Origin of the sequence: Halalkalibaculum roseum (assembly GCF_011059145.1) — a bacterium.
In the GTDB taxonomy this organism is placed as follows: Bacteria; Bacteroidota; Rhodothermia; order Balneolales; family Balneolaceae; genus Halalkalibaculum; species Halalkalibaculum roseum.
The window spans coordinates 109,428-123,864 of the sequence record NZ_JAALLT010000001.1 but is presented as its reverse complement, the minus strand read 5'-3'; the positions used below and the strand labels follow the sequence as shown (position 1 = coordinate 123,864).

Genomic DNA, 14,437 nt, shown 5'->3' with positions numbered 1-14,437 from the left:
GTGCAGTAACAGCCTCTGGGAAAACCCAGTCGTATAATATCGAGATTTAAATTACCGGTTTCCGCAGGTAAAAACTTAGGAAAACGCTACAGAATCATTTTTCTCAAATTGTGCCAGCAGGGCCGGAATCACAATCATGTTTAGCAAGGTGGAGCTGATGAGTCCGCCCAGAATCACCTGCGCCATGGGCGACTGAATTTCATTTCCGGGTTCACCGGCGGCCAAGGCCAGCGGAATCAAAGCGAGACCGGCAGTGAGGGCTGTCATCAGTATTGGATTGAGCCGCTCCATCGCACCCTGTCGGATTGCTTCAATAAAGGTTTTACCCTCCTCCCAACGCAGGTATTGGTAGTGCGAAACCATCAGTATCCCGTTACGTGTGGCGATACCAAAGAGGGTAATAAAACCAACCAGGGATGCGATGGATACTATACCGCTTGTAAACCAGACAATAAAAATCCCACCGATAAGTGCGAAGGGCAGGTTTACCATCACCAGTAATGCCGTTCTAAGTGAACCGAACTCAAGGTATAACAACAGGTAAATGGCCGCTATGGCAATAATGCTGAGCAATGAAATCGTCCGAGTAGCTTGAGCTTCGCTTTCAAACTGGCCGCCATATTCCACGAAATAGCTTTGAGGGAAGCTAATATTTTGAGATACATTGGCGCGAATCTCATCCACCGTACCCCTCATATCTCTTCCGGCAACATTGGCTGAAACCACGATCTTCCGCTGTACGTTTTCCCGGCTAATGGTATTAGGACCACTTCTTGATCTAACTGAAGCTAATTCTGCCAGTGCAACAATAGTCCCGTCTTCCAGGTTGAAAGTGGCCTTCTGAATAGCCTCGATACTGCCCCGGTGGTCCTCGTCAAAACGAACCAGCAGGTCGAACATCCTATCGCCTTCCAATACCTGTGAAACGACCTCCCCGGCAAAAGCTACATCTACCATTTCAGCAAGTTGCTGAATGGTTATACCATACCGGGCCAATGCTCTTCTATCCGGACGGATCTGTATCTGCGGAACGTTCTGTTGTTGCTCCACTGACAAATCTACCACTCCATTGACCGTTTCCATCTGACCGCGCACTTCTTCTGCCAAAGCTCGAAGCCTGAACAGATCAGTTCCGAAGATTTTCACAGCTATATTGGCCCGTGTACCGGAAAGCATATGGTCAATACGGTGCCCGATGGGCTGACCAATGGTAATATTAGTCCCGGAAACCACACTTAGTTCTTCCCTAAGTTCAGCCAAAACTTCTTCTTTAGTGCTTCCCTCAGGAATATCCAGTTCGGCATCGATTTCGGAAGCATTCACGCCCTGAGCATGTTCATCCAGTTCGGCGCGACCGGTTCGTCGTGAGGTAGAGGTGATAGCCGTGTGCTCCAGCAGAATCTGCTCAATACGTTTACCGATCTCATTGGATTCGCCTAGTGAAGTCCCCGGAATTGTGACAGCACTGATCACCAGCGTACCTTCATTGAATTCCGGGAGGAAAGAACGTCCCAGAAAAGGAACAATTACCAGAGTTCCAAGAAACAACACCAGGGTTCCGGTCAGAATGGTTTTCTTAAATCGAAGTACAGTGTTCAGTATACGTTCATATCCTGACTTCAATTTCTTGGTAAACCAACTCTCCTCCAGCTTTCCTTTCGGAGCCTGACTTGGGAGCAGGTAATAACACAAGGCCGGGGTCACAGTCATAGCTATTACTAGCGAGGCACCAATGGAAATGATATAAGCAAGTCCCAATGGCTGCAGCATGCGTCCTTCAATTCCGCTTAAGAAAAACAAGGGAATAAACACGATCATAATAATCAGCGTGGCATTGATAATGGACGTCCGTATCTCCTTGGAACCTTCAAAAACGACGTCAATAGCAGGTTTTTGCTCTGCTTCCGGAAGTTTCGAATTTTCCCTGAGCCGCTTGAACACATTCTCCACGTCAATGATGGCATCATCAACAATCACGCCTATGGCAATCGCCATCCCACCCAAGGTCATCGTGTTGATGGTGATATCAAAGAATTCCAGCACAAAAATCGAGAAGATCAGTGCAAGCGGAATAGCTGTGAGTGATATCAGGGTGGTACGGAAATTCCCGAGAAATAAGAAGAGGATCACAATGACCAGAAAAGCACCGTCTCTGAGGGCTTCCACCACATTATCTATCGCAAGCTCAATAAAATCAGCCTGACGAAACAGGTGGGTGTTGATCTCAAAGCCTGCCGGCAGACCGGCCTCAATTTGAGCCAGGGTTTCATCTACCCGATCCGTGAGGTCTAAGGTATTCGTACCCGGCTGTTTCTGTATGGATATAATTACCGCCGGTTCGGCATCAACCGAGGCATCTCCGATCTTTTGTGCCGCTGCTATTTCAACGGTAGCAACATCACCGATGGTAACCGGGATATTGTTTCGCTGAGTGATCACCGACTGCTCAAGATCATCCACCGAGTACGCCCGTCCTATCCCGCGAATGGTATATTCCTGGCTGTATTCTCTGAAGAAACCACCCGAGAAGTTTTCATTGGCCTGTTCGGTAGCCTTTAATACCTGATGCAGCGTAATATTGTATTGCTTCAGCTTTTCGGGATTAACCCGTACCTGATATTGCTTTTGTCCGCCCCCGATGGGTATCACCTGGGCGACACCTGGAATAGCCAGCAGTCGCCTGCGAATATCCCAGTCAGCAGCCGTTCGCACTTCCAGTTCTGAATGCTTATCACTGTCCACACTCACCAGCATGATCTCGCCCATAATGGATGAGATAGGTGCCATAATTGGCGGGGGGACTTCTTCAGGTAGACTGGTTGATACCAGCTGCAATTTTTCATTTACAATTTGACGGGCCCTGAAAATATCGGTACCCCAGTCAAATTCTACCCACACAATGGATATACCTTTGGCGGTGGATGAGCGAACCCGGCGTACCCCGGTAGCTCCATTCACGGAAGTCTCAACGGGTATGGTTACTAATCGTTCTACTTCTTCCGGTGCCATTCCATGTGCTTCGGTCATCACCGTTACGGTGGGAGCAGTTAAATCTGGAAATACATCCACCGGCATACGGTCCACGATGTAAATACCTGCTGCAACCAGCACAACTGAGCTCACTAATACGACCAGTCGGTATCTTAACGATCCTCTGATTATTGAATCTAACATAGGTTACTTTCCTGAGTCTTTTTAATGAGTATGTCCGTGTGCAGGTGCTTCGGAAGACAATGAAGCCAACTTGACCTGATACGCATTGGTTGTGACGATATGTTCGCCTTCATTCAGACCGGAGAGGACTTCTACCCATCCCCGGTTTATGATGCCGGTCGTGATGGCACGTTTTTCAAATGATTCACCGGCTACATGCACATACACTACGAAATTGCCTTCTTCCTCGATCAGCGCAGATTCCGGTATAGCGATCACGTTTTCTTTTTGGTCGGTGTCGATCTCGGCGGTCACAAAGAGTCCGCTGTGCAACCCTTCCTTATTATCAATTTCATATAGAAGCGAAAGTGTTCGGGTTTGCGGGTCTACCTGTTTTCCGGCACTGATCAAACGTCCGTTTACCTCATCCATACCATACATTTTCTCATTGCCCTGCACGTAGAATACAGCATCACCCGGATTCTGAATTGCATTTCGCTCTGCAGCCGGAACATGAACACTCAACCACATTTTGCTCAAGTCGGCAATTTTAAGCAGAGGTTCTCCGGCTTTTATCTGCATACCCGGTCTTATGAAAGATTCAATCACAGTACCGGAAATTGGCGCTTTCATTTCAAAACGATAAGATCCCCCTGATTCGCCATAGGTATCCACCGACGCCGTGTCAATTTGGGCGATCTCATTAATCGTCTGAAATTGGGTGAGCGCCTGACGATATTCGATCCGTGCTTTTTCCAGCTCTAATTCAGGAATGGCCTCTTTTTCAAATAATCGCTTCGAGCGTTCCAGATTTTTCCCGGCTAATGACAATTGAGATTGCGCATTAATAAACTGCTGGGCGTAGTTTTCCCCATCCGCCGATTGTATGGATGGATTCAGTTGCACCAGCGACATACCTTTATTGATACTCTGTCCCTCAATGGGCAATCTCTGATTGGCACTGCTCAGAATAATCCCTGAAAACGGAGCGGATACAACGACTTCTTTGCTTTGAACCGGTTTGAGTTCTCCGTGCGCATCAACGCTCTCAGATAACGTATGACGTCCTACCTCTTGGGTAGCAAAGGGAATTTTCCACTGCTGTTCCTTCAGAAAAGTGATCAGGTTAGGATCTTCTTCCCCATGTGTAGCAGGCACATCTTCTGCAGAATCATAAACGGGAATGCCGTTGACCTGTAGCGTATCGTCAACCATTCCTTGAATAATGATGGTCAGATCGTATCTTCCTGCTCGCTCAAAGACAACATCAGGACCATATATTCCGGGAATTTGAACCTCCGTTTCGGTAAGAGCCCCCTCATTGCCGCGTTCTGAGCTAAACACAAACTGTACTTCAGATTCAGAAATGGGCTGAAAATCGGAAAGTCGGGTCAGATGAACAGCGAAGGTAGCTTCCTGTCCTACAATCAGTTCAGGATATTCCATGAACAGTTCGGTTTTATCCGTCCATTGCGTAATGACACCGGCTCCTTCCAGTCGAGGTTCTCCATCCCCATGACTGTGATCCGATTCTCCATCATGGGAATGACCATGATCTTCCCCGGCCTGTTGTGTGGTCGGCTCATGAGTATGATCGCCTTCTTCACCATGCGAATGGGCTTCGTCACCGGCACCCCCGCATCCCGCCATCACCAGGGATGTGCAAAGTATTATTAACGTTATAAGTCTTTTCATTGCATCAAAATTTGTTCGAGATAAGTTGTTTGGATGGATGAGAATTAATGGCTGTGCTCCTCATCTCCGTGTGAATGGGTCTCCTCTTCATGGGTATGATCCCCATCTTCCTCGTGACTGTGGTCGGCATCTTCATCATGGGTATGAGTTGAATCTTGGCCTGATGTTTGGTCACCGCCCCCAATACGGACGGCGTCGCTATCGTCAGTAGTTGATTGTTGAGCCGGAGCTTCATGAGTATGATCCCCGTCTTCGCCATGACTGTGTTCGGAATCATCCGAGCCACATCCGGTTATCGTTAATCCTGCTGCAATTGAAAGAATAAGTAGTAAGCGTTTCATAGTATTATTTGTTTTGAGAGTTAGAAATTCGTCCTGCAGATTGTACGTTTAGTTCAAAGAGTGCCTGATTATAGTCAGCTATGGTTTCGTAGACCATGGCCTTTCCATCGATGTAAGCCCGGGTGGCATCGAGAAGTTCAACCAGCGAATATCGCCCCTGTTGGTAGGCAGCCCGGGCTGCTCCCAGCATTGAAACATCCATTGCTTCCTCCTGCATCGCCTGCCACCGGTCGAATACCATTTCAACTCGCTTGAATGCTGTTGAAACCTGGTTGCGTACCGCTTGCTGTTTTAGTGTAAGGTCGGTCTGGAACGAACGGGCTTGTGCTTGGGTGATTGTTACATTACCCCGATTCCTGTTAAATATGGGGAGCTTTAAAGACCCACCGATGACAAATCCTTCCGCCCCGTCTGACTGTTCTTTGTATCCTACATTCAGATTCAGATCGGGCAGGCGATCTCGTTTTTCAACCTTATACTGCAGCTCGGAGGCATCGACCATCTCATTTAAAGCTGCAAGGTCGGCCCGATTAGCAAGCGCATATTGTATAAGTGTTTGTTCCTGCAGGTCGATGGGAACGACCATCAGGCTATCAGAAACCTGTATCCGGGTATCCAACTCTTGCCCCGAAAACAAATAGGTGGCCAGTTGCTTGCCTGCCTGCTCACGATTCAGTTGGACTTCATCCCGTTGTTTTCGGTAACGACTGAGCTCTACATTAAATCGCTGCACCTGCAGTCCGGAGAAACTGCCTTCCGCCTGACGAGCCTTAGCAGCCGAACGGGCTTTGCGAATAACATCCAGCGCCTGATTATGGATTTCCAGTTTTCGAGATAGCTGCCAGTATTCGGTATACAAAGATTTTACCTGCCTGATCAGTTGAAGCCGATCGTATTCAAACTGAAGCTCCGCCGCCTTTTGAGATTTGGAAGCACTACGATTGCGCAAAAAAGGTTGACCCAACAACTGAATAGGTTGAGATACCATGTAGGTTGTTTCATGGTACTCAACTATTCCCGCATTTAATTGCTCCCGGTTTACGCTGAATGAAGGATTGGGATATGCTTTATATCGGATCGCTTCTCCCTGCCTGCGTAAGCGTTCATAGCGGGAGAGTTCTTGCTGAAGACTGTTTTGTTCAAAAAGCTCGACGGCTTCGTCAAGCGAAATAGTTGAAGATTGTGCATGGACCAACGCCGGAAATAATGCCAGCAATAGGGCCCACCGAATATACCTTGTCATGGTGGTTAAATTGTAATTAGTTGATACGGTTAGGAAATAAAGTCCCTAAAAAGGAAAATTATGCTGCAGGAGGGCCGCGTAGTGAAAAAGAAGAGAGGTGATATTGATTACCGGCAGGCCTCGGAGGTGGCAAATCATACAGAGTCGGTGACTGACGAAGAGTTATTTTGAAGGCATCAGATCCGGCATCAAAACCAATTGCAATGGATGACTGAATATCAGGATCTACCTGGATTGAAGAGGTTAACGTCCCAATAATATCATCGGATGTATTTACCTCATGCCGGTGATTATCGTTTTCCCGGTTGTTTTCAGCCTGGGTATGCTCGCCATGACTTTCATGAGCGTGAACATGAGCATGGACGTCAAGCTGACTACCAATGTGGATGTCTAAATCATGAAGATGAGCCCCTTGTCCAAAGAGAACACAGAAAAGGATTGCTGCTGTGACCAGCAGACCATTAGTGGTTTTAATGATATGATTGTGACCTTTAAACACCCCAAAGGATAGCTAGAAAGGGTATTAATATCAAAGCGTTAGCAAGAGAAAAGTGAATTCAACATAATTTTACAAAACGGATTACTGTGAATAATGTTGGTGACTGACAACTTTATTCAATTAGAAAACGGTTTACAGGGAAGATATTAGTAGCGGTATACTTAGAAAAATCAACCCTTGAAAACCATGCCCAATCAGTGGCACCCGTGCTCTATACAGATTGCTTATTGAGCATTTTATAGTTATCTGTCATTATTCGACAAAAGCACCACAGCTTAACCTGTACACCTTAAAATCTTCTCGCCATGAGTTTTGACGATTCCATTTCACGAAAGGACTTCATCCGAAAAGCAGGATTGGTCTTCGGCGGTACGGGCCTCGTGACTTCCGGCTTCCCGTCCCTACTCCTTTCCAGCTCCAAATCTAAAACCTCAAACGGTTCCAACGGAAAGCTGGGAGTGGCGCTCGTGGGGCTTGGGGGTTACGCTACCGGACAGCTGGCACCGGCCCTGCAGCAGACCGAGCACTGCGAGTTGCGCGGTATCGTCACGGGTTCTCCCTGGAAGATCCCGGTATGGCAGGATAAGTACGGCATACCAGACGGCAACGTCTACAACTACCAAACCATGTCAGAAATCGCTAATAATGATGATATTGACGTAATCTACATTGTTCTGCCGCCCAGTATGCATGCCGAGTATTCCATCAAAGCTGCAGAAACCGGTAAACACGTCTGGTGTGAGAAACCGATGGCCATGAATGAGCAGGAGTGCCGATCAATGATCGAAGCGGCTGACAACAACGGTGTGCAGCTCACCGTCGGTTACCGTATGCAACATGAGCCCAATACCCAAACCATCATCCGTTATGGGGAAAATGAGACCTATGGAACCGTGCAATCTGTCAGGGCCGGGGCCGGCTACAACGGAAGGCCGGGACCTGACAGCTGGCGGGACGATGCCGAGATGGGCGGTGGGGCGCTTTATGATATGGGGGTATATGCCATCAACGGGGCCCGTTATGCTACGGGGCTGGAACCGATAGCTGTTCGAGGCAGGCAGTGGTCAGAACGCGCTGTTTATAGCGAAGTAGATGAGTTTACCGAGTTCGAGCTACGTTTTCCCGAAGGCGTCACGGCCACTGGTGAGACCTCTTTCGGCAAGTCAGTCAACTATCTTGATGTAGAATGCACTGATGGCTGGTATCGGCTGAGTCCCATGCAAAGTTATTCCGGGGTGCAGGGAGAGACCAGTGACGGCACCCAACTTCGCCCCTGCGGCTGCAACCAGCAGGCCCTGCAGATGGATGACGACGCCTTAGCCATCAAAGAGGGAAAAGCTCCTATAGTCCCGGGTGAAGAGGGCCTTCGTGACATCCGCATCGTCAGGGCCATCATGGAGTCGTCGGAGAATGGACAGGAGTGGATTGAACTTTAAACTTCGCAAAAGACAAGTTTCAGCTTCAAAATTCAAACAATTCCAAAGCACAAATGTTCAAAATCCGAAACGATTTTGGGTCGTGGATGGAGTGGATCAGGGTATGTTTCCGTGTGATCCTTTTAAGGAACCCTCGAATGAGAAGTCGAGTGCAAACCGCTTATCTGTCTGCAGTTTAAATTCGGCACCTAACTGCTTAAGCAGGGTACTGATAATATTCATGCCCAGCGTCTCCGGATTCTGAAGGTCGGGTTCCTTTTCAAAACCACGCCCGTCGTCGTGGTAAGAAACATGAAATTGTCCGTTTTTAGTACGGATGCCGATATCAATTCTTCCCTTGCCATTTTCAAAAGCATATTTAAAAGAGTTGGTCATAAGCTCGTTGATGAGCATTCCAAGAGGAATAGCCACATTGATATTTACTTCCAAATCTTCAAAATCAAAATAAACGCTCACCCCGTCACCTACATCAAAGGTATCACGGATCACCTCCGATAATTGCTGCAGGTAGTCTTTGATATTGACCGAAGAAAAACTGCCGGTATTGTATAGCAGTTCATGCACTTTAGACATGGACTGTATTCGGTTAATACTCCGTTGCAAAGGCAGCTTGGAACCATTTTCATTCATACCGTAAATCTCAAGCGTCAATAATCCCGAAATGATGGCCAAGTTATTCTTAACCCGGTGATGGACCTCCTGAAGCAATACCTTATTATCCTTCTCAGTCTTCACCTGATCGGTTACATCGAGCAAGAGTGTATCCCATATAACACTTCCATCCTCCTCATTTTTCATCGGGGTGCCATAAGCCTGAATCCATTTTAGCTTGCCGCTGGGCGTTTCTATACGCCAGTTCTCGTTCCATACCGTAAGTTGTTGAGAATTTTTTAAAACCGACGCCCTGACTTTTTCAACATCTTCATCCAGTATTAGATCCCACATCAAATTGACATCCTTCAGCACCTCTTCTTCAGTGAGCTCGCATAGGGTTTCGATGCCTTTACTCACGTATAGCAAATCATGCACCCCTTCAGAATTCATGCGATATTGGAGAATCAAGCCATTAATATTGTTCGTTATGTTTTTTAACCTTTGCTCACTTCTAGCTTGCTCTACTTCGGCTTCCTTCCGCTCTGTAATATCCTGAACAATACCGATTAACCGGACTAACTTCCCCTCTTCATTTCGAACAGGTATACCGATATGTTTAACATATTTATCTTTGGTGTCGGTAAAACTCAGCCTGAAATCTTTCTCATACCTAACCCCATTTTCTATGGTATTATTAGCGGTCTTTAAAAATTCTTCCTTGTCACCCGGGTGATAATACTCCAACAGCTCTTCAAAACTCGGAGGACCCAGCGATGGCTCGCGCTCATAGATTTCATATACCACCGGTGACCAGGAAATATCCCCGGTTTCAATATCATAATCCCAGTCACTGATCTTTCCAATATGCTGGGAGCGTTCCAAGCGCTGTTTCTGTAAGATCAACTCCTGCTCTGCCTGTTTTTGCCTTGTAATATTTTGCGTACTTCCATAAACCCGAATGCATTGCCCATTTCTGTACTCTGCTTCTCCAACTGCCCGTATCCACCGTTCATTATTCTTAGCTGTGATGATCTGCAACTCTACATCAAAAGGTTCTGCACTATTTATTGCCTGCTCTACAGCATCTGAAATTGTTTGACGATCATTGCCTTCTTTGTAGAATGCAATGGCATTCTCAAGGTCCGGCTTATAATCTTCGGGTACTTCATGCAATTGCTTTACGGCATCTGACCAATACAACTCCTCTTTCACGAGGTTCAATTCCCAGTGACCTATATCGGCCATTTTGTACGCGTTATCCAGAAGATGCTGTTGCTTGTCAAGTTCAATTCTTGACTTAATTTGGTTTATTTTAAGCTCCAGTGTAGATCGGATGGATTCCAATAACTGACGCTCCTCAGGTAGAAAAGGTCCCATACCTTTGCCAGACATCTCCTTCAAATAGGCAATATCTATCTCAAAATCGTCATTTGATAGCCTTTCCGACACTGTAGTGAGCACCCATGGAGTCTTTCTAAACTTTTCGGTCTGAAAAGTCCGCCCGTTCAACCTAATCTGCGCCTCGGTAATGTCAGGGTATTGCCATCCGTTCGGGATAAGCTGAACAGCTGTCTCCAGGAGAGATTCGGTGGTCATTTCCAATTCTTTCAAGCTGGAGATTTGGTACAAACAGTCCTGTTCCTTGATGCGATTCTCCAGCTGTTTAATCGTGCGTTTACGCCTTCTTTGTTCTTTCTTAGCTTCATCATAACGCAGCAGTTCGCGCCTGACAATGGGCTTCAGACGATCAAGTTTGTCTTTCATAGCGTAGTCGGTAGCACCGGCAAGCATAACTTCCGCAGCTTTCTCTTCACCGATATAACCGGATACCAATATAAAGGGCAGGTAATCAAATCGTTTCCGAACGGCCATCAACACATCCATTCCGGTATAGTCCGGCAATTTGTAATCACTGATAATAAGATCGGGCGGTTGATGCTGTATGCGGTTCAGCACTTCTTCCCACTCTTGAACTACCGAGAATGCAATATCCAGATCTATCTGTTTGAGTTGAATGCGGACCAGTTCCGCATTACTCTCATCATCTTCGATAAGTAATACATGATATTGCTTCGCCATATATTGTATACCATGGAAACCCTTAATGCTTTAACGCAGGAATAAATCTTTAAACCCGGGAAAGCGTACTGTTCTCCGTTTTGAAATTATTTTCTCATCAATGAACTGCTTTACGGATTTTTTTTATCCGCAGTACAGTATAGTTTTTTATACAATAAGCTCAAATATGTTGAACGGATCCTAATAAAAGAGAATTGCAACACCCATAGCAATCTTTATCTGAACAGAAACTGCTCTTGAAAAGAGCGAAATGTGCCGGGCAGATTCGTAATTTTGCACCTTGATATGAGACTCTGAACAAAGACATATATGAGCAAAGTGCCAGAGACAGGATGGAAAATCGATCACATAGAGAATATCCGTGACATCCTGTAACTCTGATCTTTTGAAATACTGCAACTTGTTGTACATCTAATTCCTATTCAACCTCACTTCAATAGGCAAATTCTGATTCATTTGATCAGAAAAAGTTGAATTATATAAATGGTTATGATATATAGCTTAATAATATCATTTCTTTTTAGTCACATCACCCCTTATCATCATAACGGTTTGCCCACCCAGACATAGGGGATATGCTATAGCACTTTACTATTTAAAAACGGGAGGATATGATGAATAGAGCCATTCAATTTTCATTAGCTGTTCTAATTATAATCGGACTTACCCTCACATCTGTTGAGGTTTCATATAGTCAATCAGACAATGATTTGGCCGGACTGGCAACGGCAGCCTTTGTATCATTGGATGCCAAGGTTAACACCGGTTTCACCAAGGGGTTTGCCTTGAACAATGATGGCCTGGAATCCAATGATCCGGTTGCCCCGCTATTTAACAATATGGGCACACACGGGTATACTATTACCACCAAGAGCCGTGTAGCACAAGACTACTTTGACCAGGGCCTGAAACTGTCTTATGCCTTTAATCACGCCGAGGGACACCGATCGTTTGTGGAAGTGGCCCGGCAAGATCCGGAGGCGGCAATGGCTTTTTGGGGACAAGCGTATGCCCTTGGACCAAATATCAATGATCCCTTCCCGGATGAAGAGCGAAAGATGGCTGCTTTTGAGGCTATCAAAAGAGCTGATGAACTTAAGCACCAGGTTTCGGACAAGGAAAAGCATCTTATCGAAGCGCTTTCAAAGCGATATGGATATCGTTCATCGCCCGATGATGCTATTTCATACAGCTATTTGGCAGGGGAGAACACCGACCTGGCAAAGCTAAACGATATCTATGCCGAGGCCATGAAAGACCTGGCAGAAGTCTACCCCAATGATCCGGATATTCTGACCATGTACGCCGCTGCGGTTATGGATATGATGCCGTGGAATTACTGGGATAAAAATGGCAACCCTAATCCCGGTATTGGAGAAGCAAAACAGGCATTGGAAACGGCAATTGAGATTAATCCTGAGCATCCGGGAGCGCATCATTACTATATACACATGGTTGAATTGCCCCAACCTGATCTGGCCATACCGAGTGCCGAGGTTCTGGCAGGCCTGATGCCTGCAGCGGGTCATATCGTACATATGCCATCTCACATTTTCATCCGGGTGGGTCGCTACCGGGATGCAGCCATGACCAATATAAAAGCCATTTATGCCGATGAAGACTATATATCGCAATGCCTTTCACAGGGTCTGTACCCGTTGTCCTATTATCCTCACAACATCCATTTTCTTTGGGCTTCTGCCAGCCTGATGGGAAACAGTGAAACGGCTTTAGCGGCTGCCCGCAAGACTGCTGAAAAGGTGCCCGTTGGAATGCTTCAAGATTTAAGTTTCCTGCAGGATTTCTACAGTACTCCTCTGCTGGCTTACGTGCGATTCGGCAAATGGGATGAGATTTTAACAGTGCCGAACCCAATGAACCAGAAGCATACTTCTGTCATCTGGCACTATGCCCGGGGCATTGCTTTCCTGAGAAAAGATAATATCCCGGAGGCAAGGCAAGAGTTGCAAGCTCTTGAAGAGTTACTGGATGATGCCTCACTTGAATCCTTTATGGGTAACTTTACCAATTCAACTTCCGGCATCGCCAAAGTGGCCTACCATGTTCTGGCCGGTGAAGTAAAGGCTGCAGAGGGAGACTATGATCAGGCCATCGCATTGTTACAGAAAGGGGTTGAATTTGAGGATGCGCTAGTATACAGCGAGCCTTCAGCCTGGTACATACCGGTTCGGCAGACTTTAGGTAACATACTTTTGGAAGCCGAAATGCCTGCAGAAGCTGAAATGGTTTACCGGAATGACCTGAAAAAAGTGCCAAGAAATGGTTGGTCGTTAAAAGGGCTCTATAACAGCTTGGTAGCACAGGACAAAACCGATCAAGCCCGGGAGATTGAAAGACGATTTAACGAGGCCTGGAAGGATGCAGATATTGAAATAGATTCATCTGTGCTTTGATATTTGTATGTAGATATTCTTAGCAATCTGACACTTTTAAAATCATTCATTATGAAAAATTATTTCCCGTTTTTTCTGATACTACTGATTCTTGTTGGGTGCAACCAGCAATCGGAAACTATGAACCAAGATGTAGCCACAACTGATACAACAGCTGAAGAAGTAAGTGAGCAACGTACCCTACCTGATTATGACCCGGCTATGGATCTAACGATCATGGATGTTGAAGGTATAGAAGTACTAGGAGACACCTTGGGTGTAAAAATGTATATCGGGACCTTGCAACCGGGTGATTCCGTAGGCTGGCATTTCCATCCCGATCATACGGTCTATGTAATAGAGGGAGGTACCATGGAGGTGTATTTCAAAGGGATGGAGAAACAAACCATGGAATTAACTTCAGGTGTGGGGTTTATCAGTCCGTCTTTATCAGACGCAGCTGTGAATACCGGCAATACTACTATCAAGTTGCTTACCCATGACATATACCGACCCAGAGAATAATTCTAATATATTATACTCCTTCAACCGGGAAACTTGAAGAACATATTGAATCTGAGAAATCAGTAGCTAAACTTTCAAATCATGACCTTTCATCATATCGGCATACCTACAACAGAAAAGTTCGAGGGTGAGATAGATTTACCCCATTTAAAGATGACGGTCTCAGATCATGAGAATAATCCCTATGGCATTCAGTGGCAACGATACTGGGAAGATGCTCCCTATCCCGATTTGGTAAAGACCGTAACCCACGTAGCTTTTGAGGTTGAAGATCTGGATGGTGAACTGCAAGGTAAAAATGTATTGATCCCGCCGAACTCACCCAACAATGGTCTGAGGGTTGCATTTATCGAAGTCAATGGAGCACCCGTGGAATTAATGGAGTACGAATAAGTGTCTCGCTTTAGATGAATGCCTTTGGGATTTTACCCATGATATAAGAAATGACAGCAATAAACAGTTGTCATTTTTCAGTTTAT

The 14,437-nt window shown here is 46.1% G+C and carries 10 protein-coding genes; 4 read left to right on the top strand and 6 right to left on the bottom strand.

The genetic code is table 11. The features are described 5' to 3' along the window. Positions 1-75: 75 nt before the first annotated feature. The 5 genes from G3570_RS00495 to G3570_RS00475 are packed head-to-tail and all read right to left on the bottom strand — an operon-like array spanning position 76 to position 6,931. Positions 76-3,174 (bottom strand): efflux RND transporter permease subunit, encoded by a 3,099-nt coding sequence (locus G3570_RS00495; RefSeq protein ID WP_165138096.1) that lies wholly within the window; start codon positions 3,172-3,174, stop codon positions 76-78. A 21-nt stretch (positions 3,175-3,195) separates the two neighbouring features. Then, complete coding sequence (locus G3570_RS00490; protein ID WP_165138094.1) at positions 3,196-4,848, bottom strand: efflux RND transporter periplasmic adaptor subunit; 1,653 nt, start codon at positions 4,846-4,848, stop codon at positions 3,196-3,198. 44 nt (positions 4,849-4,892) lie between these two features. Next, positions 4,893-5,189, bottom strand: a complete 297-nt coding sequence (locus G3570_RS00485; protein ID WP_165138092.1) for a hypothetical protein — start codon at positions 5,187-5,189, stop codon at positions 4,893-4,895. 4 nt (positions 5,190-5,193) lie between these two features. Next, positions 5,194-6,432, bottom strand: a complete 1,239-nt coding sequence (locus G3570_RS00480; protein ID WP_165138090.1) for a TolC family protein — start codon at positions 6,430-6,432, stop codon at positions 5,194-5,196. Between the two features lie 58 nt (positions 6,433-6,490). After that, on the bottom strand, positions 6,491-6,931 hold the full coding sequence (locus G3570_RS00475; RefSeq protein WP_165138088.1) for a hypothetical protein: 441 nt from the start codon (positions 6,929-6,931) through the stop codon (positions 6,491-6,493). Between the two features lie 305 nt (positions 6,932-7,236). Here G3570_RS00475 and G3570_RS00470 point away from each other — a divergent pair, with 305 nt between their 5' ends. Next, complete coding sequence (locus tag G3570_RS00470; RefSeq protein WP_165138086.1) at positions 7,237-8,367, top strand: Gfo/Idh/MocA family protein; 1,131 nt, start codon at positions 7,237-7,239, stop codon at positions 8,365-8,367. A gap of 96 nt (positions 8,368-8,463) precedes the next feature. Here the strand turns inward: G3570_RS00470 and G3570_RS00465 are convergent, their stop codons facing one another. Then, entirely contained in the window at positions 8,464-11,040 is a 2,577-nt protein-coding gene (locus G3570_RS00465; protein ID WP_165138084.1) for a PAS domain-containing protein, read from the bottom strand. Between the two features lie 614 nt (positions 11,041-11,654). Here G3570_RS00465 and G3570_RS00460 point away from each other — a divergent pair. The 3 genes from G3570_RS00460 (at position 11,655) to G3570_RS00450 (ending at position 14,351) form a co-directional block, all read left to right on the top strand. After that, positions 11,655-13,454, top strand: coding sequence for a tetratricopeptide repeat protein (locus tag G3570_RS00460; RefSeq protein WP_165138082.1), 1,800 nt, complete (start codon positions 11,655-11,657; stop codon positions 13,452-13,454). A gap of 51 nt (positions 13,455-13,505) precedes the next feature. Further along, a complete protein-coding gene (locus G3570_RS00455; RefSeq protein ID WP_165138080.1) occupies positions 13,506-13,958 on the top strand; it encodes a cupin domain-containing protein in 453 nt (150 codons plus the stop codon). Between the two features lie 81 nt (positions 13,959-14,039). Further along, a complete protein-coding gene (locus G3570_RS00450; RefSeq protein WP_165138078.1) occupies positions 14,040-14,351 on the top strand; it encodes a VOC family protein in 312 nt (103 codons plus the stop codon). Positions 14,352-14,437: the final 86 nt, after the last annotated feature.

Bases quoted from the DNA above. Each gene is read 5' to 3' on its own strand.
- G3570_RS00495 (WP_165138096.1), bottom strand. From the start codon at position 3,174: ATGTTAGATTCAATAATCAGAGGATCGTTAAGATACCGACTGGTCGTA.
- G3570_RS00490 (WP_165138094.1), bottom strand. From the start codon at position 4,848: ATGAAAAGACTTATAACGTTAATAATACTTTGCACATCCCTGGTGATG.
- G3570_RS00485 (WP_165138092.1), bottom strand. From the start codon at position 5,189: ATGAAACGCTTACTACTTATTCTTTCAATTGCAGCAGGATTAACGATA.
- G3570_RS00480 (WP_165138090.1), bottom strand. From the start codon at position 6,432: ATGACAAGGTATATTCGGTGGGCCCTATTGCTGGCATTATTTCCGGCG.
- G3570_RS00470 (WP_165138086.1), top strand. From the start codon at position 7,237: ATGAGTTTTGACGATTCCATTTCACGAAAGGACTTCATCCGAAAAGCA.
- G3570_RS00465 (WP_165138084.1), bottom strand. From the start codon at position 11,040: ATGGCGAAGCAATATCATGTATTACTTATCGAAGATGATGAGAGTAAT.
- G3570_RS00460 (WP_165138082.1), top strand. From the start codon at position 11,655: ATGAATAGAGCCATTCAATTTTCATTAGCTGTTCTAATTATAATCGGA.
- G3570_RS00455 (WP_165138080.1), top strand. From the start codon at position 13,506: ATGAAAAATTATTTCCCGTTTTTTCTGATACTACTGATTCTTGTTGGG.
- G3570_RS00450 (WP_165138078.1), top strand. From the start codon at position 14,040: ATGACCTTTCATCATATCGGCATACCTACAACAGAAAAGTTCGAGGGT.